Source organism: Micromonospora sp. WMMD961 (assembly GCF_029626145.1).
In the GTDB taxonomy this organism is placed as follows: Bacteria; Actinomycetota; Actinomycetes; order Mycobacteriales; family Micromonosporaceae; genus Micromonospora.
In genome coordinates, this window is the sequence record NZ_JARUBJ010000002.1 from 702056 (window position 1) to 722951 (window position 20896).

The window sequence follows — 20896 nt, forward strand, 5'->3', positions numbered from 1 at the left end:
GGGTGGTTGCGCGGGCCATCCCGCCAGCCGCCGACCCGGGCGAGCCGAGCAGACCGCCGCCCGGCCCGCCAGCGTCCGAACCTGTGTCAAGGTCCGCTTGACGTGGCGGACCGGGCGGCGGCCCGCTCCCCAGGAGGGCGGGTCGACGGCAGACGGGATGGCATACCTGGTTGTGCTCCGGTGTAGCGCTCCACTTGACCGGACCAGCACCATCGAACCGTGCAGACTCCACTCTGGGTTCCACTGGTCGTGGCGGTGATCGGCGTACTAGGAACTGTAGCTGCGGGTGTGGCGGGTGTGCTCATCACACAACGCCGGTCAGATCGGCGAGACGACAAGACTTGGCAACGTGATCGTCAGCGAGAGCGGGAACGCTGGGCTCGCGAGGACGAAGATCGAACATTCGAGCACCGACGGGAGTCATATGTCAGCTTCTACGAGTCCCTCAAGGTCATGGCGCTGATGGCCTACGAGAAGGGCTACGGATTCCACGCCGAACCTGAACTGCCTCGCGACTGGAACAGGCAGACCTTCGCGCACCTGAACCGTCTAAGGATCTATGGAAGGCCGGCCGTGGCCATGGCAGCAGCTACAGCGTACAACGCGGCTTGGAGGTGGGGTCAGTACTGCAAGCACGACGACCTTGACGATCCGATGTTTCACGACGGTCAGGAACGATACGACGAAGCTGAGTTTAAACTGCTCCTAATGATCCGTGAGGATCTGGGGATTCCTGGCGACACCGAAGGTGCAGTGGAGGGACTCGCGTAGCTGAGTGACTAACCGGGTGACGACCGGCGCGGATAAGATCGGACGTGCATGGACACTGGCGCACCGGGCGGGCAGGTCAATCCTACAAATCGCGCAGCTTATCACCGGTCGATCAATCCTTCGGGAGGAAGAAGTCAACTCCTGATAGTGAGACAACTGTCAGTTGCGCGCGTACCACGATTGCAACATCATGACGCACGCCTAGTCTTCAGGCGTCTGATTCTGATAAAACCATACTTTCGGATTGTGTAGATATTTGTCGCTCTGATTCGAGTATGGTTTTTCGGTCCAGATCGGAGGATCGTTGGCGAACTTTGCGTACGTTGGGACAATTTCTCCAACAGTGAGAGACCTCGGAAGAAGTATCCTGTATTCGGAGCCTTGAGCATTGAGACAGAAAGAAAGAATCGAGGGCAGGCTACTTTTGTAGGTGTTCAGCAGCGCAGCTACGTTCACCCAGTCTCGGTCATGTCGCTCAACAGGCAGACAAACGAGTTCGTACACGTTCTGATTCATCGAGACAAAGGCTTGATAGTCGGACGCTGTCATCAACGAAACGCCTACTTTGTCGCGCAACTCCTCGATCAGCGGGTGTCCTTCACTCTCGTCCAAGATCTCACCATAGCCGTACAGCGTCTCCATCTTGAAGCGGTGTATACCGGCCTCAAACGAAGCGCACAGCCCTGCAAGAATGACACTTGTAGTAGGGGTCAAGGCGCGGTTGTGGGCAAGCATGTTACGAATTTCGTTCAGCTCTAGCAGTTTGGAACTAAGGGCATCCTTGGGCAGGCTTAGAATTCGCTGCACAAAGGGCCAAATTTCCTCGTCCAGCAGCAGGCGGCGCAACTCTTTATGCATTGTCAGCCAAATCAGGTTGTCGTCCGACTCGGCATTCAGATAGATGCGACCACCGTTAGCCTCCACGCGACCTCGCAGCGCACCCCGGAGTTGAGGATCAATGTGCGATGGCCAGGCTGTGCCGTACTTGTTCATATATGCGGCGAGGGTTATTCGCCTTAGCCAGTTCTCAATTCTGTAGATGGCACGATATGCTTCGACATTTACGGTAGGGAGAGGAATGTCATCGCCAAACGTTACGTCGATCAACCGTTCCTCCAGGCCGTCGTGAATCTAGCTGAGAGCATTGTCGGTCGAGATGGATAGCGAGACGACGTGCGGCCACCACAAGCGTCGGCCAGGAAGTGTCCACAGGGGCCCCACGCGTCGATCATGCCAGCGCCACGTCACGCTGGCCATCCCTGCCGAGCCCCCCAACGGCGGCAACAACGGGCAACAACAGATCGCGCAACTGTGTAGCCGGCTTCCAGCGGCTTGGAGCCAGCGCGAGCTGAGTGACTAACTGAGTGACGACCGCGACGGACATACACGGACGTGCGGGGATGATGTCCGACGGAGTTCATGGCTCGGCGCTCGTCCTATGCCAGCTCACGAGATCGTGTTGGTTGCCTGGGGGTCAAGGGGTCGACGAGGACCAGGCCTAGGCCGTAGGAGGTCGATCGTGCCTGACCATTGACGACCACGGGGATCCCGCCTGCCCAGGTGACAGGGCTTGGTCGGCCCGATGACCAGGCCGGCCTTCCGTCCATGTTGCGCAAGATCGCGGGCACAACACTGGCACAACTGATACCCACCACCGCCCACAAACAACGACAACCATTGAGCGAGCATCGCAGGTTAGGCAGCTTGCACCGCTCGGCCGACGTGGGCGCTCTCAACGGTCGAGCAGCGAAGTACAGCGACCGTGCCAGCCGAACCAAGCCGAGAAGCGCCTCAGCAGGCCGTTTGACCTCGCATTAAGCCGGACCCGACTGGCCCACTGAGAGTTCGCATCAGGGCGGTATATGCATGGCTGGGTGACTAAATCACAACATATATGTGAGCAATTATGGCGCCCAGTAGCCTGACTCCTTCCTCTACTTCCACCTGTCGCAACTGTTCCCCCGGAGAATGCACGGCCGCATTCGCCGCCGAAACAGTTCGTTCCGCTCGCTCCAGTAGTTCATCAGTTATGATGCCTCGATCACAGAGTACTTGAAGTTTCTCCAACAGCGTCCAGTCGCCACCTGCACCTTGATCTACGCAAGTGGCTTCCAAGACCCATCTAACTGCCGCGAAACTCGGGAGAAGCGCCCCGGTAATGTAGGATTGCCAGGCGTCTCTATAGCCTGAGCCGATGCTTTCCGGAACCTTTTCGAATAGCCACGACAGTGAATCTCCTGCCGGTGTCATGTATCTGGAAGCAGTTCTTTCGGTGTAGTGATGAACTATATTCCCAGATATGGTGCCGAATACTACTCCACCACTGGATGCGGAGACATTTTGTGCGAGGCTTCTTGCTTCTTTGAAAGTATTGAACGTATCGCGATATTCGACCGGATCGCCGCCAAGCGCGGCAATGATTGCGCTGGCCGTTTCCCATCGAGGTAAAGATTTCGCACTTAAAACATCAGCAACTGTGGATACCGGAACCTCGGTCCTCTTGCTCAGTTCCCGATAGGAGAGGCGACCGCGCTCGCGAAGTTCAGACAGCCGGGATGCCCATGCTTGTCGAGCCACGTCGAGGGCACTGGGGTGCCTGACCATTTCGGTCGAATCGTCATAAACCACTACATGACTCCACGCACTTGTGATCTTCGCGTCCGGCGTTGTACGGTGCGTTCGCCGGACACGCCGTACAGACCGTACGGGCCCCGGACACCTTCAACTTACACGAGCCGGGAGCTCTCATGTTCGTCGACGCACGCTGGGCTGCGCTGGCCCTGATCTTCGCCCTAGTCTTCCTGATGGCTCGTCGCAGGAAGGACCTGTCTGAGCCGCTTGTAACGGCTGTTGTCATCTGCACATTGCTCGCTACGCTGCTCTTCTTCATCCCCGTGCCGGTCGTGGTGTTCGGACGGTAGCCCGCGCGGTGCCATCGGTGTGGCTGTCTAGCTGGCTGGCGGTTCCTACCATCTGAGCGCCGCAAGCTGGTTACAGCAACGCTGACAGCAACCGGCCTGGATGATCTCGGCCGATGCGAGCCACCGATGGACAGCGCTCCGAGGTCACGACCACGTGCGGACGGCGCCAGACGAGTCGCCCAGCACTTGTAAGCGAGGCGTCAGGCGGGGAGGCAGCAAGAAGGCAGCGCAAGCCTCGACGCGGGCCGACCCGGAACGTGAATTGATGACGCCCGACACCTGCTGCTGGATGCGGGCCGCCATCATCTGACAGCGGCCGACAGCTTGTGTCCGCATCCCCCCGACGGGGGTCGTCCCTTTCCCGGGAGCGCTTCCGGCCAGCTGAAGGTCTGTTCTCGGCCGGTCGGGACGGCGGGCGAAAGTCGGCGGAGGTCAGCCGGACCCCGATCTCCGCAGAGATCCGCCGCTCCGTGGCCAGCGCGGCAACATCACGCTTCTGGTTTGATCACTCGATGGGTTATGTCGGCTCCTACACCTGGCAACTCCGACAGTTGGTCGGGTCTCGCCTGCTGCTCATGCCCGGAGCGCAGGTCGTTCTTCTCGACGAGGCTGAGCACGTCCTGTTCCAGCGACGTCGTGATTCTGGCTTGTGGGAGATACCGGCCGGGGCCGCCGAGCCAGGAGGAAGCTTCGTCGGCACCGCGATCGATGAGGTCCGAGAGGAGACCGGACTCATAGTCGACAGCTCCGACCTCGCTGCCTTCGGTTGCCTGTCTGAGCCGGATGCGCACGTCATCACCTATCCCAACGGTGACCGGATGCACTGCTTTGCCATGTGCTTCGAAGCGCGACGATGGTCAGGCGTGATCGAGCCGGAGAGCACGGAGGTGCTCGAAGTGGCTTTCGCTGACCCCGCAACGCCACCCGGACCGCTGCAAGCACAGACCCGGGTTGTCCTGGAAATGCACGCCGCTTATCGCCTGACCGGCCGGTTCCAAGCCAGGTGAAACCTCCTGCTGCGCTTCGTCGCCGAGCATCCGCAGGCCGACCGTGCCGTACTGCTCAATGTCCTGGACCGGGTCGCCGCGCTGCTTGCCCGGCGTGACGGTGTCCGGCCCTACGGTGCCCGGCGGTAACCCTCGGCCCTTCGGCGACACAAGCCAGGGTGAGAGTCGCCGAGGCAATGGGGGTTCGGGTGGGTCCACCGCAGGAGCGGGACGAGGGCTGGTTCACCAGTCTCTACGCCGCCGAGTACGCGCACATAGTCCGATACGGCCTGCGCCGGCTCGCTGACAGGGATGCCTCGGCGGAGCTTGCCCAGGATGTCTTCGTCGTCGCCTGGCGTCGTCGCGTCGAGGTGCCGGAGCGCAGTCTGCCCTGGCTGTACGGGGTGGCCCGACGCCTTCTGGCGAACCAGTGGCGGTCCCGGCGTGGAGCCCCAGACCTCCTGCCGATCAGCGACGTCGAGTTGGCTCGGCTGGCCGGCTCGTCGGGTGCGGACGCCACCGTCGGGGTTGCCGACATCCGGGCCGCTCTGGCCACCCTCAACGACCTCGATCAGGAAATCCTCCGGCTGGTCGGCTGGGAGGAGTTGACGGTGTCCGAGGCGGCCAAGGTTCTGGGCTGCACCCGGACAACTGCCGCGGTTCGCCTGCACCGCGCCCGCCGCCGTCTTGCCGAGGCGATGTCGGACCGGCCCGCACAGTCCCGGCGTCGTCCGGTGTTGGTGACCACTCGAGAGGATCTGTGATGTTCGGAGCAGAGCGAACCCGTACTCTTCTCGGCCCGGCCGACCCGGCGCGGAATGCCGCCGTCGGGCCGCCACCCGTCTCGGCCCGCGAGCTGATTGACCGCGCCGGCGCTACCGAGACGGTCGCCGGGCGTCGGCGCGTACGCCCGACCCGCCGGCTGGTCCTGGCGGCCGGGACGTTGGCGGTCGCGGCCGGTGCCGTGACGGTGCTCCAGCCATTCGGCGGGGCCACCCCGGACACGCCACGTGGGCCGGGATCGGTGCTCGTGCCGGTCGCGTACCAGTTCGACGCGGACCCGCCGGCGGCCGGCCCGCAGCTGCGCATGCTGGCCGACAAGATCGAAGACGCGGCGTACGACCACCAGATCGGGCGATACATGTATCACCACACGAAGGTGTGGGGCGATCCGGTGATGACGGCCGCCGACGGCCGCCACCAGGTGGCCTTTCCCCACGAGACGAAGATCTGGCAGGCCGCCGACGGGACCGGTAACCAGGCCACCGTTCAACTGGAACCGGAGTACCCCGACCAGGAGTCTCGGGACTACTGGCAGCGCGAAAGCGCTGGGCGACCAGCAGTCACCGGCACCCCCGCCCCGAGTGTCATTCCGCTGCCGCCCATGGAGATCCGGCCGCTGTCGGCCGACCCGTCCGAGCTGCCGGAGCTACTGAAGGTCGAGCACGGCGCGGGGGCGGCGAGCAAGGAGGTCAGTACGCTCTACGGGCGGTACGTCGTACCGCGTGCGACCCGAGCGGCGGTCCTACGGGTCCTCGCCGACGTGCACGGCTTCCGCTGGCGGGGGCAGGTCACGGACCGCGCCGGCCGGAACGGTGTCGCCGTCACCTTCGACGACCGCGAGCACGACGCGCAATCTCTTCTGATCTTCGATCCGAACACGGGCGACCTGCTCGCCCACGAGCGGTTGACGCTGTCGCCCGCGCGGATCAGCTCGTACAAGGTGATCCTCGATGTCGCCTGGACCGACCGGGTCGGCTGACCGCCGACGTATGGGGCCGCTCCTTCCTGGAGCGGCCCCGCTGTCTTTCCCGCAGCAGCAGGAGCTGCGGAGTTGCCCGCACCCGTAGCAGATCAACTGTCTCGGCGGGCTTTTTCCACAGCCCACCAGGTTGTCCACAGGCGATCGCATCGGGGCGGCCTGCGGGGCGGATTGCGAGCAGGGTCGGCGGCATACCACAGCCCGACCGCTGGAGGCCGCGATGCCATCCCGTACCTCCGTCCCGCCGATCCGCCGGCTCCCGCTGGTCGTCACCGGCGACGACGATCTGCTCGATGACGTGCTCCGGCTCGCCGCCGCAGGCGGGACCGAGGTGGAGCTTGCCCGCGACCCGGCAGCCGCGCGTACCCGATGGCTTCCCGCGCCGCTGGTGTTGCTCGGCGTCGATCAGGCGCAGGCATGTCTGCGTGCCCGGTTGCCGCAGCGCCCCCGGCTGGTGCTGGTCGGCCGGGCCGGTCAGCTCGACCCCGGCTGGCAGATCGCCGAGCTGGTCGGTGCCGAGTACGTCGCCCTGCTGCCCGCCGCTGAGTCATGGCTGGTGGACCGGTTCGCCGAGCAGGGCCCGGACCGTCCGGACGGCGTCGACGCCCGGGTCGTCGCGGTCTTCGGGGGTCGGGGCGGTGCCGGGGCGAGTGTCCTGGCCGGTGGCTTGGCCGTGACCGCCGCGCGGGCCCGGTTACGCACCCTGCTGGTCGACGCAGATCCACTCGGTGGGGGCCTCGACCTCGTGCTGGGCTGGGAACAGTTGGAGGGGCTGCGGTGGCCGTCGCTCACCGGTGCGGACGGGCGGGTGGACGCCCCGGCGCTGGTGCAGGCGCTACCCAGCCGGGGTGACCTGGTGGTGCTCTCCTGGGATCGCGGCGAGATGCTGGCGCTGCCGGCGGCGGCGATGGCGGCGACAGTGGACGCCGCCCGGCGCGGGCGGGACTTCGTGGTGGTCGACCTGCCCCGCCAGTTGGACGACGCGGCCGTGGTGGCGTTGCAGTCGACCGATCAGGCGTTTGTCGTCGTCCCGGCCGAGTTACGCGCCACCGCTGCGGCGGCGCGGGTCGTGGCCGCCGCCGCCCCGCACTGCGCGGCGCTGTCGGTGGTGGTGCGCGGGCCGGCTCCCGGTCGGCTACGCGCGGCCGAGGTCGCACGGGCTCTTGGTCTCCCACTGGCGGGCACGCTGCGTCCTGAGCCGGGGCTGTGCCGTGGCCTGGAACGAGGTGAGGCACCCGCCGCCGCAGGCAAAGGCCCCCTGGCCGCACTCTGCCAACGGATCGTCTCCGACCTCACCGGTGTGCCGTCGGCGGGTGCGGCATGACCGGCCGGCCGGAGGACGGCACCCTCGCCGCCCGCGTACGGCAGCGCATCGCCGCCGCCACCACTCCCGTGACAGCGGCGGCGATCGTGTCCGCGGTACGCGCCGAGCCCAACACCGCGGTGCTCGGCGACACCGCCGTGCTGCGGATCGCCGACCGGGTGCACGACGACCTCGTGGGCGCCGGACCGCTGGCTCCGCTGCTCGCCGATCCGGAGGTGACCGATGTCCTGGTCAACGGGACGCGGGTGTGGGTCGACCGTGGTTCGGGGCTGCAACAGGTCGCGGTGCCGGTGGGCTCGGCAGAGGATGTACGCCGGTTGGCGCAGCGGCTGATCTCCAGCGCCGGCCGGCGGCTCGACGACGGATCTCCGTACGCGGATGCCCGGCTTCCCGACGGCACTCGGTTGCACGCCGTGCTGCCACCGGTCGCGACCGAAGGTCCGTACCTGTCCCTGCGGACCTTTCGGCACCGACCGTTCACCCTCGACGAGCTGGTACGTCAGGGGACTGTGCCGCGACCCGTGGCGCCGCTGCTCGCCGCCGTCGTCGCTGCCCGACTGGCGTACCTGGTGACCGGCGGGACGGGGTCCGGCAAGACGACCCTGCTCAACACGCTGCTGGGGATGGTGCCGGCCACCGAGCGGATCGTGCTGGTGGAGGACGCCGCCGAACTGCGTCCGGGGCATCCGCACGTGGTGGGGCTCCAGGCACGCACCGCCAATGTGGAGGGATCGGGCGTCGTCGGCATGGGTGACCTGGTTCGGCAGGCACTGCGGATGCGGCCGGACCGCCTGGTGGTCGGGGAGTGTCGGGGTGGTGAGGTGGTCGACCTGCTGGCTGCCCTCAACACCGGCCACGACGGAGGCGCGGGCACGCTGCACGCCAATACCCCGTCCGACGTGCCGGCCCGGCTGGAGGCCCTGGGCATGCTGGGCGGCCTGCCCCGTGCCGCGCTGCACGCCCAGGTCGTGGCCGCGTTGCAGGTGCTGTTCCAGGTACGACGAGGCGATCGGGGACGTGTCCTGGAATCGGTCTGCCTGCTGCTGCCGGAGGGGCCCGAGCGCCTGGTGACCGTGGTGCCCGCCTGGGTACGCGGCAGCGGCCTCGGGCTGGCCGCCCGGGCCCTCGGGGCGCTGCTTCGCGAGCGTGGGGTGGCGGTGCCACCGATCCTCAGCGAGCCGTGGCCCGGAACGGCAGGCCCGGCATGACCGGCGCGGCGCTGGTGGTGGCGGCGTTGCTCCTGATCGCCGCCGCGGTGGTGGCGTGGCCGGTGCAGAGCATCCGGGGCCGTCGGCGTCGCGTGTTGACGGCAGGCCCCGTGAGGGCCCGCGTTGATCCGGATGACGCCCTGGTGGAGTGGATCCGGGAACTCGGTCGCACGCCGGACGGGCCGGTAGACGGGGCAGCCGACTCGCCAGCCATGGATCGGTCGGTCGGTCAGCCGCGGCAGACCGTGAAACCGACCGCGCTCGGTTGGTCGGCTCGGGATGCAGCCGGAGGACCAAGCTGGCCCGGCGTGCCGGGCGGGTCCGTGCGGTCGACGGGTCCGGCGGGCCCGACACGTCCACCGGCCCGCCGCGACCCTCGGCGTCCAGCCGGCACCGCCCGACCGGAGAGCACGAACCCGGAGGCCGGCTCGACCATTGTTGAGGCGCGCGGCGACGTCGAGCACGGTGACCAGCAGGCGGCCGACACGATGATCAGCGGGTCGAGCATCGTCCCGAGGGCGCGAACCGTACGGCCGACGGCACGGGTGTTGCCGCTGGCCGGCCTTCTGGGCGGTGGCGTCGGTGCCGTGATCGGGGGGCCGGTGGCCGCGGTCGCACTGGCCAGCTACGGCGCGTTGGCCGTGCGGGCCGTGCTGCGTTGGCGTACGAACCGACGTTCCGAACAGGTCCGACGACGTGGGCTGGACCAACTCTGTGGCTTCGCGGCGGACCTCCGGGCCGGCCTGCCCGTCCCGCCCACGCTCGACGTCGCCGTCGAGGGGCCGGACCGGCTGCGTCAGCTGACGTCAGCGGCGGTACGACTGGCCGACCGGACCGGTGCGCCGCTCGCGGAACTCGTCGAACGGATCGAGGCGGACGCTCGGGCGACCGACCGAGGGCTGGCCGCCGCAGCGGCACAGGCGGCCGGGGCCCGAGCCACGGCCTGGTTGCTGGCGGCGCTGCCGGTCGGTGGGATCGGGCTCGGGTACGGGATAGGCGTCGACCCGGTTGCGGTTCTCCTGCACAGCAGGGTTGGCGGGGCCTGCGCGGTGCTCGCCGTGGCCCTGCAGGTGGTGGGCCTGCTGTGGGCGGAACGACTGAGCGCGGCACCGGGACGGACCGGATGAGGTCCCGGGGCGCGACAATCCAACGCAGCACAGCGGCCCTGGGCAGGACAGCGGACCCGGACCAAGCCGGGCCGTCCGTCGTACGGCGGCTGGACGTGATCCGGCTCGCGGCAGCGCTGGGTGGGCTTGCCGTGGCCGTCGTCGTCGGCGGCTGGTTGGGGTGGCTCGGCGCGGTCCCGACCGCGTTCCTGTTGGATCGTCTCCTGCGGCGGATCGAGTCGCCGAGTGTGCGCAGGCGGCGGCTGCAGGAGGCTGCCGACCTGCCGCTCGCCGCTGATCTCCTCGCTGCGGCGATGCGGGCGGGTGCCCCGGTGGACCGCTCGATTCTGGCCGTCGCCGAGACGCTGCACGGGCCGCTGGCCGGTCGGCTGGCCCGGGTCGGCCGCACGTTTCTGCTCGGCGGTGGCCCGGCGGAGGCGTGGTCCGCGTTGGAGGGGATACCCGGCGCTGAGCGCTTGACGGCAGCGGCGTTGCGCTCGGCCAACAGCGGTGCGGCCCTGGCCGGTGCGTTGACGCGGCTCGCGGATGACCTGCGTGCCGACCGGGCCACCGCAGCCGAGGCGTCGGCACGCCGGGCCGGGGTCCTCATCGTCCTGCCGCTGGGGCTCTGCTTCCTGCCGGCGTTCATTCTCGCCGGTCTGGTGCCGGTGATCGTCGCCGTTCTCGGCGACGTGCTCTGACCACAACGAGAGAGGGAACTGTCATGCGCAAACTGCTCGCCCGCCTGCGCGGGGACGCCGGGATGAACACGGCCGAATACGCTGTCGGCACGCTCGCGGCGGTCGCCTTCGCCGGCATCCTGCTCAAGGTGCTGACCTCCGGCAACGTCCAGTCGGCGTTGACCGCAGTCATCGACCGGGCGCTGAAGTGAGCAGGCGCCGGCAGGCTGGTCGCGGTTCACGGCCTGGCACCTCGGGGCGGGCCGGTCGCGGCGGATGGGAAACCGTCCAATCGGCCTTTCGCGGAGACCGGGGGTCGTTCACCGCCGAACTGGCGGCCGGCCTGCCGGCGCTTCTCCTGCTCCTGCTGGCTGGCCTGACCTCGGTCAACGCCGTCAGCGCAAAGGCGAGCTGCCTCCACGCGGCCCGGGAGGCTGCGCTGGCCGCCGCCCGCGGCGAGGACGGCAGCGCTGCGGCGGGGCGTGCGGCACCGCCAGGGGCGGAGGTGTCGGTGTCCGCCGACGGCGGCCGGGTGCAGGCGACGGTGCGCGCGCCCGTTCGCACGCTGGGCGGTCGGCTACCACGGATCGCCGTCGTCGCGACCGCTGTCGCTGCCGTGGAACCAGGCGTCGCCGACGGTCACCCATGATGGGCCTGTCAATCCGTGGCGGGCGTGGACCCGATAGCGAGCGGGTCGACCAGGGCAGCCCGGACGGGCAGCGGGGCGGTGCGACTGTCGTGCTGCTGGCGATGGGGTTGGTCCTCGTGCTGTTCGGGACGTTCGGCGCTGCCATCGCCGTCGCCGGGATGGCCGATCAGCGGGCGATGGTGGCAGCCGATCTCGGCGCGTTGGCCGGAGCCGCCCAGGCGCTCGACGGGGAAGTCACGGCCTGCGCGTCCGCTGCCGACATCGTCGCCCGCAATGCTGGTCGGATGGTCAGCTGTCACCTCGACGGGCTCGACGTGCTGGTGACCGTCGAGGTGGCGTTCACTCCACTTCCCGGATTGACCCGGGTTGCCACATCGACGGCCCGCGCCGGCCCGGTGCGCGCCTGAACGAGCAGGCCGTGCTGCTGCGGAAGCCGCCGGGGCAGCTCCGCCCGCATTCGGGCCCCGATCAGATGGGCACCGCTTTGGAGCTGAACCGCATACGACATCAGGCGCGATGCGTTTACGACATCAGCTCCAAAGGGGGTGTCCCTATGGGTTTGGTCAAGTCCCGGAAAGGGTTGACGTCAACCGGTGGGTGAGGTCATCGAGGCAGGCGGTGAGATCGGCAACGTCGGACATCTCGTAGCGGGTGGTGACGACGGTGGCTGTGGAGATCCGGGCGAGGTCAAGTTCGGCCTCGCCGCTGGTCCAGACGGTCAGTTGGGCCTCGCGGTGTTCGGGGGACGTTCGCGGGGCGTGCCGACGCGCGGGCCCGCTGGCCGGAGATCAGCGCCCGAGGGCCGTGCCCCGGCCAGCGGCCCGAGAAACGTGCGGCCGGGTCGTTCAGCGGGCCTGGAGCGCGTCGAGGGCGACGGCCATCGCGATGACCAGACGGCGGTCGATCTGAGGGTTCTGCACCTCGACGACGTACTTGTCGCGCAGGCCCCACTTCTTGACCACCGTGAAGACCGGCTGGCCGTCGGCGGTGAAGTCGAAGTGGTACGGCAGCCAGGACAGCGAGTCGACGAACCGGCGCAGCAGTGCCACCGGCATGCTGCGCTCCTGGCCGGTCACCTGCGGGAGGCCGTTCTGCTCGACGTGCCAGGTGGAGCGGAGCAGCGACTGGGCGAAGTCCTTGCGGAACAGCCCGATCGGGTTGCCGGCCGCGTCGGTGACGTCGTACGTGGCACCGAGGTCGAGGCGCTGGCGGGCCTTGAAGCCGAGCAGGGGCTGCTGCTTGGAGTCGTCCGTGTAGATCGTCACCTGCTCCTTGAAGGCGAGGCGCTTCTGCTGCGCGAACGCCAGCAACTCGCCCTCGGTGCCGTCCGGGGCGACGGCCCGGACCTCGTACTGGTTGACCATCATGCGCAGTCGCTGGCGGACGTGGAACTGGTGCTGACTCTGCAAGTTGTCGAGCTGCATCTGATCTCCTCGGGGGGACTGTGCGCCGGAGTCTCGCACAGCTCGACGAACGTTGCGCTCCCCGCCATCGACGCACACCGGATGCCGGGCGGTCGATGAGCTGCCCGGCACCCCGCTGCCCGTGTCGGGGAGCCGGGGAGTCTCAGCGGCCGTCCGGGGTGGTCGCGGCGCGCACCGCCCAGGTGTTGAGGACCTGGTGGATCACGCGCAACCGCTCGTTGATCTGTTCCAGCCGTTCCGCCTGAGCTAGGGCGGCCATCGCCGACCCGAGCGCGATCTGCTGGTCGAGGGTGAGATGGTCCTGGTCGATGGTGTAGAGCAGGTCGACGGTTTCGGCGATCGTGTCGGCCACGGCTTCTCCTCGGGCATGGGGAAATCATCAGCATGGACATCGATGGAAGCGCTCCCATGCCATTGTGCCCGGTGCCGAGCCGATTCATGCAACCGGCTACTCGGGCAGGTTCGCCAGCACCACGTCGAGGACCCGGATCGCGTCCGGCTTGGAGAGCGGATTGTTGCCGTTTCCGCACTTCGGTGACTGTACGCAGGAGGGGCAGCCGGTCTCGCAGCCGCACTCGGCGATCGCGTCCCGGGTGGCCCGCAGCCACGCCGACGCCGTCCCGTACGCCCGCTCGGCGAACCCGGCGCCACCCGGGTGCCCGTCGTAGACGAACACGGTCGGTGCCTCGGTGTCCGGGTGCACGGCGGTGGAGAGCCCACCGATGTCCCACCTGTCGCAGGTGGCCATCAGCGGCAGCAGGCCGATCGCGGCGTGTTCGGCGGCATGCAGCGCACCCGGCACGTCGGCCGGCTGGACTCCGGCGAGAGTCAACGACCGCGGTGACAGGGTGAACCAGACCGCCACCGTGCGCAGCTCCCGGGTTGGCAGGTCGAGCGGTCGGGTGTCGATCACCTCGCCGGTGGCGATCCGCCGCCGCTGGTACGACACGACCTGACTGGTCACGTCCACCTCGCCGAGGAACATACCGACCGGCCCGGCGTCCACGTAGGAGCGCACCGACACCACGGACAGGTCGGTGACGTCCCGCGCGTGGGTGGACCAGTCCGGTTCCTCGACGTGCACCAGCGCGCAGCCGTCGGCCAGATCGAGGTCGTCCACCACGTACGAGACACCCTGGTGCAGGTAGACCGCCCCGGGGTGGAGCAGGAAGTGCGAGGAACTGCCGTCGACGGTGCCCAACAACCGGCCGGTGGCCGACTCGACCACGCAGACCGGTGCGCCGCCCTCGCCGCGCAGGTCCACCTCGGGGCGTTCCCGGTGCCGCCAGTACCAGCCGGTGGGCCGCTGCCGTAGCGCGCCGGCCGCCACCAGCTCGTCGACGGCCTCCTTCGCCCCGTCTCCAAAGAGCACCAGGTCGGCCGGGGTGAGCGGGGCCTCGACCGCCGCGCAGGCGAGCTGCGGTGCCAGCACGTACCGGTTGGCCGGGTCGAGCACCGTCGCCTCCACCGGCGCGCCGAAGATCGCCTCCGGGTGGTGCACCAGGTAGGTGTCCAGCGGGTCGTCCCGGGCCACCAGCACCGCGAGAGCCTCCTGCCCGGAACGACCGGCACGGCCCGCCTGCTGCCACAGCGACGCCCGGGTGCCCGGGTAGCCGCAGATCAGCACCGCGTCCAGCCCGACCAGGTCCACGCCCAGCTCCAGCGCGTTGGTGGACGCCAGGCCGAGCAGGTCGCCCTGCAGCAGCGCCCGTTCCAGCTCGCGCCGTTCCTCGCGCAGGTAGCCGCCCCGGTAGGCGGCCACCCTGCTGCCGAGCCCCGGGACCGCGTCGTCCAACGACCGACGCGCGCTGGCCGCCACGACCTCGGCACCCTTGCGGGAGCGAACGAACGCGAGTGTGCGTACCCCCTCGGCGACCGTGTCGGCGAGTAGGTCCGCGGTCTCGCGCAGCGCCGACCGGCGGACCTGCCGAAGGTCGTCGTGCTCGCCGCTCCCCTGGGCGGGCACCGAAGAAGGGTCGGGGGAGACGGCGCCCGAGTCGGGTGGCAGCAGTGGCGGCTCCCAGAGCGCGAAGGTCACCCCGCCGCGCGGCGACGCGTCCTCGGTGACCGCTGTCACCGGCAGGCCGGTCAGCCGTCCGGCCGCGGTGGCCGGGTCGCCGGAGGTGGCCGAGGCGAGCACGAACACCGGGGTGGCCCCGAACCGGGCGCACTGCCGCCGAAGCCGACGCAGCACGTGCGCCACGTGCGAGCCGAACACCCCACGGTAGGTGTGGCACTCGTCGATCACCACGTACGCGAGTCGGCGCAGGAAACCGGACCACTGGGCGTGCCCGGGCAGGATGCCGTGGTGCAGCATGTCCGGATTGGTCAGCACGAACCGGGAGTGCCGGCGGATCCACTCCCGCTCGGCGCGCGGAGTGTCCCCGTCGTAGCAGGCGGGGCGTACCCCCTCCAGTTCCAGCGCGGCGACGGCCCGCAACTGGTCGGCGGCGAGGGCCTTGGTCGGCGCCAGGTAGAGCACTGTGGCCCGGGGATCGGCGAGGACCGTGGCCAGGGCCGGGAGTTGGTACGCCAGCGACTTGCCGGACGCGGTGCCGGTGGCGACCACCACATGTTCGCCCTCGTACGCCAGGGTGGCCGCCTGGGACTGGTGCTGCCACGGCGCGACCACGCCACGCCGGGCGAACGCGGCGCGCAGCTCGGCCGGCGCCCAGGGCGGCCACGGCGCGGGCACCCCGGCGCGGGCCGGTACCCGTTCCACGTGGGTGACCGGGTCACCGGCGCCGCGGGCGCGGAGCCGGTGCAGTAGGTCGGCCGGCGCTGGCCCAGGGCCGGGACCAGCGGATACGGTGGCCGCCGACGACGACTCCAGCTCGTGGCGCGGCGTGGGACGCGCCGTGCTGAAGTCGTCGGTGGTCACGCCCTGCACTCTCGCACTGGTGTTCGGAGATGAAAAGTCGGACACCGGGGTAAGGGGAAGCCGCCACTGGCGTTCGCAGGCCGTACCGGCGGTAGTGGTTAGATGCCCACGAGAGTTTACGGCTCTGGCGAGGAGGACCGATGGAGCTGTCGCTGGCGACGCGCACCGTGGGTGAGCACACGGTGCTCGAGGTCGGTGGTGAGGTGGACGTCTACACCGCGCCCCGACTCCGCGAACGACTCCTCGAGCTGATCGACGGTGGTGCCCGTCACGTGGTGGTCGACCTCGGCCGGGTGGACTTCCTCGACTCCACCGGCTTGGGTGTGCTGGTCGGCGCGCTCAAGCGGCTCCGCTCCGCCGGCGGTTCGTTCGCCCTGGTCTGCGACAAGGAGCCGTTGCTCAAGATCTTCCGGATCACCGCACTGGATCAGGTGTTCCCGCTGCACCCGACGGTCGACGCGGCGATCAGCGCCGACCCGGCGGGCGCCGGCGCGTGATGGCGACAGTCAAGCTCTCGTTCTCGCCCGCCCCGGTGCACGTGCGCACCGCTCGCCTGGTCGGCGTCGCCGTCGCCCGGCGTGCCGGGGTCCGGGAGGACCTGCTGGACGAGGTGCGCCTGGCCATCGGCGAGGCGTGTACCCGGGCGGTGGCCCTGCACCGGCAGTACGGTCTGGCCGACCCGGTGCTGGTGGAGATGTCCGACGGTGGCTCGTACTCGGTGCGGGTGGTGGACCGGGCGCCTATCGAGGCTGGCATCGGTCTGACCGCGTTGCCGCCGGACGAGTTGGCCAACGAGTCGCTCACCGACGAGGCGCTGACCACCGGCGTCGGCTTCGCGCTGCTCGCCGGGTTCGTCGAGGACCTGCAGGTGCGCCCGGTCGACGACGGCATCGGCACCGAGGTGCGGATGGTGTGGCCGGTCGGCCGCTGACCTGTTCCGGTTTCCAGGCCGCATTCCCTGCCGGGGGTGCGGCCTTCCTGCATGGATCGGGTCCTATATCAGATTTCGTTTCATAACACAGCGACGAAGATCATCGCGACACGGTGGGACCTGCGTGTGACCTCCGACACTGCGGAGGGCTACAGTACCCGGGTTGTCAGCAAGTGATCCATCCCGCACCCAGCGGGTATGGGTGTTCATCGCTGGTCCGCTGGGGTGGGTTGGCGCGCGCTTGCGAGTCCGCATCCAGGCGTCGGTCAGTGCGTCTCCACTCACCGGCGCGAGTGTTCGGTAACAGGAGGACACAGATGTCCGAGACCTTGGCCGCCGACGGCGGCGGGCTTTCCCTTACCGGAAGCAATGTCACCTACGTCGTCATCGCCGCGGCAATCGCGCTGGTGGCGCTCGCCTTCGCGGCCGCCCTCACCCGGACGGTGTTGGCTGCCGGCAAGGGCACCGCCACCATGCAGGAGATCTCGGGGGCGGTCCAGGAGGGCGCCTCGGCATACCTGCTCCGCCAGTTCCGTACGTTGGCGATCTTCGTGGTCGTCGCAGTGGTACTGCTCTTCCTGCTGCCGGTGCACGACACCGACGGCAGCGAGCTGGCGGTGAAGATCGGCCGGTCGGCGTTCTTCGTGGTGGGCGCGCTGTTCAGCGCGTTCATCGGTGGTGCCGGCATGTGGTTGGCCACTCGCGCCAACCTGCGGGTGGCCGCCGCCGCGAGGGAGCGCGAAGGTGGCCGCGAGGCCGCCATGAGGATCGCGTTCCGCACCGGTGGTGTCGTCGGCTTCCTCACCGTCGGCCTCGGCCTCTTCGGTGCCGCGCTCGTCGTCCTCGTCTACCGGGGTGACGCGCCGACCGTGCTGGAGGGCTTCGGCTTCGGCGCCGCGCTGCTCGCGATGTTCATGCGGGTCGGCGGCGGTATCTTCACCAAGGCCGCCGACGTCGGCGCGGACCTGGTCGGCAAGGTCGAGCAGGGCATCCCGGAGGACGACCCGCGCAACGCCGCCACCATCGCCGACAACGTCGGCGACAACGTCGGTGACTGCGCCGGCATGGCCGCCGACCTGTTCGAGTCGTACGCGGTGACGCTGGTCGCCGCGCTGATCCTCGGCCGTGCCGCATTCGGCGAGGAGGGCCTGGTCTTCCCGCTGATCATCTCCACCATCGGCGTGCTGATCGCGATCGTCGGCGTCTTCATCACCCGGCTGCGCGCGTCCGACCGCAGTGGTCTGACCGCCATCAACCGGGCGTTCTACCTCTCCGCGGTGCTCTCCGCGGTGCTGGTGGCGATCGCCGCGTACGCGTACCTCCCGGCGACCTTCGGCGAGTTCGACAGCGGCCTGACCGACGCGCCCGGCAACCCACGGCTGGTGGCCATCGGCGCGGTCGTGATCGGCATCGTGCTGGCCGCCGCGATCCAGGCGCTGACCGGCTACTTCACCGAGACCAACCGGCGTCCCGTGCAGGACATCGGCAAGAGCTCGCAGACCGGTGCCGCCACCGTCATCCTGGCCGGCATCAGCATCGGCCTGGAATCGGCGGTCTACTCGGCGCTGCTCATCGGTGCCGGCGTCTTCGGCGCGTTCCTGCTCGGCGGCAGCTCCATCACGCTGTCGCTGTTCGCGGTGGCACTGGCCGGCACCGGCCTGCTCACCACGGTCGGCGTGATCGTCGCGATGGACACCTTCGGGCCGATCTCCGACAACGCCCAGGGCATCGCCGAGATGTCCGGCGACATCGACGAGCACGGCGCCCGCACGCTGACCGAGCTGGACGCGGTGGGCAACACCACCAAGGCGATCACCAAGGGCATCGCGATCGCCACGGCGGTGCTCGCCGCGACCGCGCTGTTCGGCTCGTACACCGACACGCTCAGCAGCGCGTACGCGACGGCTGGCGTGAACGACGTCGGCAACGAGATCCTCAACTCGCTGAACGTGGCGAACCCACGCAACCTGGTCGGCCTGATCATCGGGGCGGCGGTGGTCTTCCTCTTCTCCGGTCTGGCCATCAACGCGGTGTCCCGCTCGGCCGGCGCGGTGGTGATGGAGGTCCGCCGGCAGTTCCGTGAGCTGCCCGGCATCATGGACCGCACCCAGCGCCCGGAGTACGGCAAGGTCGTCGACATCTGCACCCGGGACGCGCAGCGCGAGCTGATGACCCCCGGTCTGCTCGCCATCCTGGCGCCGATCGCGGTCGGCTTCGGCCTCGGGCCGGGCGCGCTCGCGGCGTACCTGGCCGGTGCGATCGGTGCCGGCACCCTGATGGCGGTGTTCCTGTCCAACTCCGGTGGGGCCTGGGACAATGCCAAGAAGCTGGTCGAGGACGGCGCGTACGGCGGCAAGGGCTCCGAGGCGCACGCTGCCACGGTCATCGGCGACACCGTCGGCGACCCGTTCAAGGACACCGCCGGCCCGGCGATCAACCCGCTGATCAAGGTGATGAACCTGGTCTCGCTGCTGATCGCACCCGCAGTGGTGGCCTGGAGCGTCGGCGACGAGCGCAACGTCGGCCTGCGGGTCGGCATCGCGCTGGTCGCGACGCTGATCATCGTGGCGTCGGTGGTGTTCAGCAAGCGCAAGGGCATCGCGATGTCCGACTCCGATGCCGACGGCAACACCGGTGCCGGCAGCACCGACCACCGTCCGGAGACGGTCAACGCCTGACCTGTCGACGGGCACCGGTCCCCGGTCGACGTACCGCGTCGACCGGGGACCGGCCGTCCGGCCCGGTGCCACACCTCGCCGAAGGCCGTACGCTGCAACGCATGCGTACGTGCCGGGCGTCTGCCGCCGGAAAGTTCACGGTGGTCCTGGCCACGATCGTCGTCGTACTCGCCGGCTGCGGCGGTGGGCCCAGCCCACGGGCCTGGGCGGCCTCGGTCTGTGGCGCGCTCACCCCGTGGCGTTCCGAGATCAGCAAGTTGACCAGCAGCACTGACGAGCAGATGACCGCGCAGACCACGCCGGCGCAGGCCAAGGAGAACCTGGTGCGGCTCTTCGGTGGGGCCGAGAAGGCCAGCGAGACCGCCCGCCGCAAGGTGGAGCAGGCGGGTGTCCCGGAGACCGACAACGGGGAGGCCATCTCCGCCGGGTTCCGCAGCTCGCTGGGGAAGATGCGGGACGCCTACGGCCGCGCCCGGGAGACCATCGACGGGCTGGGCACCGGCGAGCCGACCGTCTTCTACGACGGCGTGCGGGCCGCTGTGGACACCCTCAACAAGGAGTACGACGCCAGCGCGCTGGACACCAGCAAGCTCAACTCCGAGGAGTTGAAACAAGCCTTCGACGAGGTGCCGGAGTGTCGCTGAGCGGGCTCGGTGACACCGGGAAGGCGCAGCCGCCCCCGGCCCTGTTCCCCGCGCCCGAGGCGGACCCGCCCGCAGCCGCGCGACGTCGCGGCGGCCCGCCCCGCAACGCTCCTCCTCCCCAGGGTGGCGACGCGGGTCGGCAACTGGTCTTCTTCGGCGCGGAGGCGGCCGAACCGACGGTGGCCGACCTCACCGGGCTGCTCGCCGGGCCGGGCGAGGTGGTCCGGATGGGTGGTACCGCCCGGCTCTCGGTGCAGGTGGACGCCGCGTGGCGGGTGCACGTGCTGGTCGCCGAACTGGCGGCGCGGGGGTTGGCGGCGAGCTGGGAGCCGACCGAGGGCGAACGACACGCCGTCCGTACGTCGTACACCAGGGTCTTGAAGCCACTCGCTGTTGCCTGGCTGCACGGTTCGGCGAAGCGCCCGCCGGCGACCTTCCACCTGACCGGCCGGCGGTTGCGGCTGTGGCTCGCCGCCGCCGGTACGCCGGCGGCTCCCGACTGCTTTCTGTTGCGGCTGGGCGCCGACGAGCCGGAGTGCTGGGAGCCGATCGGCGTCGCGCTCGCCGCAGCAGGGCTGTCGGGGGAGCTGCTCGGCCCGGCCGAGGGCGGCCCCGCGTACCGGATCGCCGGCCGCCGCCGGTTGGCCCGGCTAGCCGAGCTGGTCGGCGCGCCGCCGCCCGCGACACCCCCCGACGCCTGGCCCACGCGCCCCTAACCCCTCCGCACCACCCCTCAGCCCGTCGATCATGGAGGCGTGGTGGGGACCTACTGCTCCTTTGGGGCTAAAACACCCACCACAAGTCCATGATCGACCAGGGTTCGGCGGCGGTGGCCGGGTGTCTGGTGTTGGACATCGGGTGGGGGAATCCGGGCGGGAAGGGGCGGGTTGGACGTCGGTCGTGGGGCCGGGATCGTCACGGTGACCCTCTC

At 69.2% G+C, this 20896-nt stretch carries 21 protein-coding genes and 1 pseudogene; 17 read left to right on the forward strand and 5 right to left on the reverse strand.

The window, feature by feature from the left end; genetic code table 11:
- The first annotated feature begins 219 nt into the window (after positions 1-219).
- The gene (locus tag O7614_RS03400; protein ID WP_278137032.1) at positions 220-771 is read left to right on the forward strand and encodes a hypothetical protein; all 552 of its coding nucleotides are present in this window, start codon (positions 220-222) and stop codon (positions 769-771) included.
- A 201-nt stretch (positions 772-972) separates the two neighbouring features.
- Here the strand turns inward: O7614_RS03400 and O7614_RS03405 are convergent, their stop codons facing one another.
- Together O7614_RS03405 and O7614_RS03410 are read right to left on the reverse strand one after the other, a co-directional pair.
- A complete protein-coding gene (locus O7614_RS03405) occupies positions 973-1878 on the reverse strand; it encodes a hypothetical protein (RefSeq protein WP_278137033.1) in 906 nt (301 codons plus the stop codon).
- 771 nt (positions 1879-2649) lie between these two features.
- Positions 2650-3399, reverse strand: a complete 750-nt coding sequence (locus tag O7614_RS03410) for a helix-turn-helix transcriptional regulator (protein WP_278137034.1) — start codon at positions 3397-3399, stop codon at positions 2650-2652.
- 119 nt (positions 3400-3518) lie between these two features.
- Here O7614_RS03410 and O7614_RS03415 point away from each other — a divergent pair, with 119 nt between their 5' ends.
- The 11 genes and pseudogenes from O7614_RS03415 to O7614_RS03465 all read left to right on the forward strand — a co-directional run bounded on the left by O7614_RS03415 (position 3519) and on the right by O7614_RS03465 (position 11814).
- Positions 3519-3692, forward strand: coding sequence for a hypothetical protein (locus tag O7614_RS03415; protein WP_278137035.1), 174 nt, complete (start codon positions 3519-3521; stop codon positions 3690-3692).
- A gap of 470 nt (positions 3693-4162) precedes the next feature.
- On the forward strand, positions 4163-4699 hold the full coding sequence (locus O7614_RS03420; protein ID WP_278137036.1) for an NUDIX domain-containing protein: 537 nt from the start codon (positions 4163-4165) through the stop codon (positions 4697-4699).
- 188 nt (positions 4700-4887) lie between these two features.
- Complete coding sequence (locus O7614_RS03425; RefSeq protein ID WP_278137037.1) at positions 4888-5442, forward strand: sigma-70 family RNA polymerase sigma factor; 555 nt, start codon at positions 4888-4890, stop codon at positions 5440-5442.
- On the forward strand, positions 5442-6440 hold the full coding sequence (locus tag O7614_RS03430) for a CU044_5270 family protein (RefSeq protein ID WP_278137039.1): 999 nt from the start codon (positions 5442-5444) through the stop codon (positions 6438-6440). The genes O7614_RS03425 and O7614_RS03430 overlap by 1 nt, the downstream gene beginning before the upstream one ends.
- Positions 6441-6660: 220 nt before the next feature.
- Positions 6661-7764: a septum site-determining protein Ssd gene (gene ssd / locus O7614_RS03435; protein ID WP_278137040.1), complete on the forward strand. Its 1104-nt coding sequence runs from the start codon at positions 6661-6663 to the stop codon at positions 7762-7764.
- Complete coding sequence (locus tag O7614_RS03440) at positions 7761-8972, forward strand: TadA family conjugal transfer-associated ATPase (protein ID WP_278137041.1); 1212 nt, start codon at positions 7761-7763, stop codon at positions 8970-8972. The genes ssd and O7614_RS03440 overlap by 4 nt, the downstream gene beginning before the upstream one ends.
- Positions 8969-10099: a hypothetical protein gene (locus O7614_RS03445; protein WP_347404331.1), complete on the forward strand. Its 1131-nt coding sequence runs from the start codon at positions 8969-8971 to the stop codon at positions 10097-10099. Before O7614_RS03440 ends, O7614_RS03445 begins: the two co-directional genes overlap by 4 nt.
- Entirely contained in the window at positions 10096-10779 is a 684-nt protein-coding gene (locus tag O7614_RS03450) for a type II secretion system F family protein (protein ID WP_278137043.1), read from the forward strand. Before O7614_RS03445 ends, O7614_RS03450 begins: the two co-directional genes overlap by 4 nt.
- Positions 10780-10802: 23 nt before the next feature.
- Positions 10803-10970 carry a DUF4244 domain-containing protein gene (locus O7614_RS03455; RefSeq protein WP_076470820.1) on the forward strand — a complete coding sequence of 56 codons (168 nt, stop codon included), beginning with the start codon at positions 10803-10805 and terminating at the stop codon, positions 10968-10970.
- An 86-nt stretch (positions 10971-11056) separates the two neighbouring features.
- A pseudogene (locus tag O7614_RS03460) lies at positions 11057-11407 on the forward strand (TadE family type IV pilus minor pilin); the annotation flags it as partial.
- Positions 11404-11814 (forward strand): Rv3654c family TadE-like protein, encoded by a 411-nt coding sequence (locus O7614_RS03465; protein WP_278137044.1) that lies wholly within the window; start codon positions 11404-11406, stop codon positions 11812-11814. The pseudogene O7614_RS03460 and the gene O7614_RS03465, both read left to right, overlap by 4 nt.
- 438 nt (positions 11815-12252) lie before the next feature.
- Here the strand turns inward: O7614_RS03465 and O7614_RS03470 are convergent, their stop codons facing one another.
- The 3 genes from O7614_RS03470 to O7614_RS03480 all read right to left on the reverse strand — a co-directional run bounded on the left by O7614_RS03470 (position 12253) and on the right by O7614_RS03480 (position 15712).
- The gene (locus O7614_RS03470) at positions 12253-12831 is read right to left on the reverse strand and encodes a hypothetical protein (protein ID WP_278137045.1); all 579 of its coding nucleotides are present in this window, start codon (positions 12829-12831) and stop codon (positions 12253-12255) included.
- A gap of 142 nt (positions 12832-12973) precedes the next feature.
- Positions 12974-13183 (reverse strand): hypothetical protein, encoded by a 210-nt coding sequence (locus O7614_RS03475; protein ID WP_278137047.1) that lies wholly within the window; start codon positions 13181-13183, stop codon positions 12974-12976.
- 96 nt (positions 13184-13279) lie between these two features.
- Positions 13280-15712 (reverse strand): DEAD/DEAH box helicase, encoded by a 2433-nt coding sequence (locus tag O7614_RS03480; protein ID WP_278137048.1) that lies wholly within the window; start codon positions 15710-15712, stop codon positions 13280-13282.
- Positions 15713-15852: 140 nt separating this feature from the next.
- On the opposite strand from O7614_RS03480, the gene O7614_RS03485 reads away from it, so the two are divergent.
- The 5 genes from O7614_RS03485 to O7614_RS03505 all read left to right on the forward strand — a co-directional run bounded on the left by O7614_RS03485 (position 15853) and on the right by O7614_RS03505 (position 20681).
- On the forward strand, positions 15853-16209 hold the full coding sequence (locus O7614_RS03485; protein ID WP_088986718.1) for an STAS domain-containing protein: 357 nt from the start codon (positions 15853-15855) through the stop codon (positions 16207-16209).
- A complete protein-coding gene (locus tag O7614_RS03490) occupies positions 16206-16643 on the forward strand; it encodes an ATP-binding protein (protein ID WP_278137049.1) in 438 nt (145 codons plus the stop codon). Before O7614_RS03485 ends, O7614_RS03490 begins: the two co-directional genes overlap by 4 nt.
- 317 nt (positions 16644-16960) lie before the next feature.
- Complete coding sequence (locus tag O7614_RS03495; RefSeq protein ID WP_278137050.1) at positions 16961-19321, forward strand: sodium-translocating pyrophosphatase; 2361 nt, start codon at positions 16961-16963, stop codon at positions 19319-19321.
- A 101-nt stretch (positions 19322-19422) separates the two neighbouring features.
- A complete protein-coding gene (locus O7614_RS03500) occupies positions 19423-19965 on the forward strand; it encodes a hypothetical protein (protein ID WP_278137051.1) in 543 nt (180 codons plus the stop codon).
- Positions 19956-20681: a hypothetical protein gene (locus O7614_RS03505; protein WP_278137052.1), complete on the forward strand. Its 726-nt coding sequence runs from the start codon at positions 19956-19958 to the stop codon at positions 20679-20681. The genes O7614_RS03500 and O7614_RS03505 overlap by 10 nt, the downstream gene beginning before the upstream one ends.
- Positions 20682-20896: the final 215 nt, after the last annotated feature.

Bases quoted from the DNA above. Each gene is read 5' to 3' on its own strand.
- O7614_RS03485 (WP_088986718.1), top strand. From the start codon at position 15,853: ATGGAGCTGTCGCTGGCGACGCGCACCGTGGGTGAGCACACGGTGCTC.
- O7614_RS03495 (WP_278137050.1), top strand. From the start codon at position 16,961: ATGTCCGAGACCTTGGCCGCCGACGGCGGCGGGCTTTCCCTTACCGGA.
- O7614_RS03415 (WP_278137035.1), top strand. From the start codon at position 3,519: ATGTTCGTCGACGCACGCTGGGCTGCGCTGGCCCTGATCTTCGCCCTA.
- O7614_RS03440 (WP_278137041.1), top strand. From the start codon at position 7,761: ATGACCGGCCGGCCGGAGGACGGCACCCTCGCCGCCCGCGTACGGCAG.
- O7614_RS03500 (WP_278137051.1), top strand. From the start codon at position 19,423: ATGCGTACGTGCCGGGCGTCTGCCGCCGGAAAGTTCACGGTGGTCCTG.
- O7614_RS03450 (WP_278137043.1), top strand. From the start codon at position 10,096: ATGAGGTCCCGGGGCGCGACAATCCAACGCAGCACAGCGGCCCTGGGC.
- O7614_RS03470 (WP_278137045.1), bottom strand. From the start codon at position 12,831: ATGCAGCTCGACAACTTGCAGAGTCAGCACCAGTTCCACGTCCGCCAG.
- O7614_RS03455 (WP_076470820.1), top strand. From the start codon at position 10,803: ATGCGCAAACTGCTCGCCCGCCTGCGCGGGGACGCCGGGATGAACACG.
- O7614_RS03465 (WP_278137044.1), top strand. From the start codon at position 11,404: ATGATGGGCCTGTCAATCCGTGGCGGGCGTGGACCCGATAGCGAGCGG.
- O7614_RS03445 (WP_347404331.1), top strand. From the start codon at position 8,969: ATGACCGGCGCGGCGCTGGTGGTGGCGGCGTTGCTCCTGATCGCCGCC.
- O7614_RS03430 (WP_278137039.1), top strand. From the start codon at position 5,442: ATGTTCGGAGCAGAGCGAACCCGTACTCTTCTCGGCCCGGCCGACCCG.
- ssd (WP_278137040.1), top strand. From the start codon at position 6,661: ATGCCATCCCGTACCTCCGTCCCGCCGATCCGCCGGCTCCCGCTGGTC.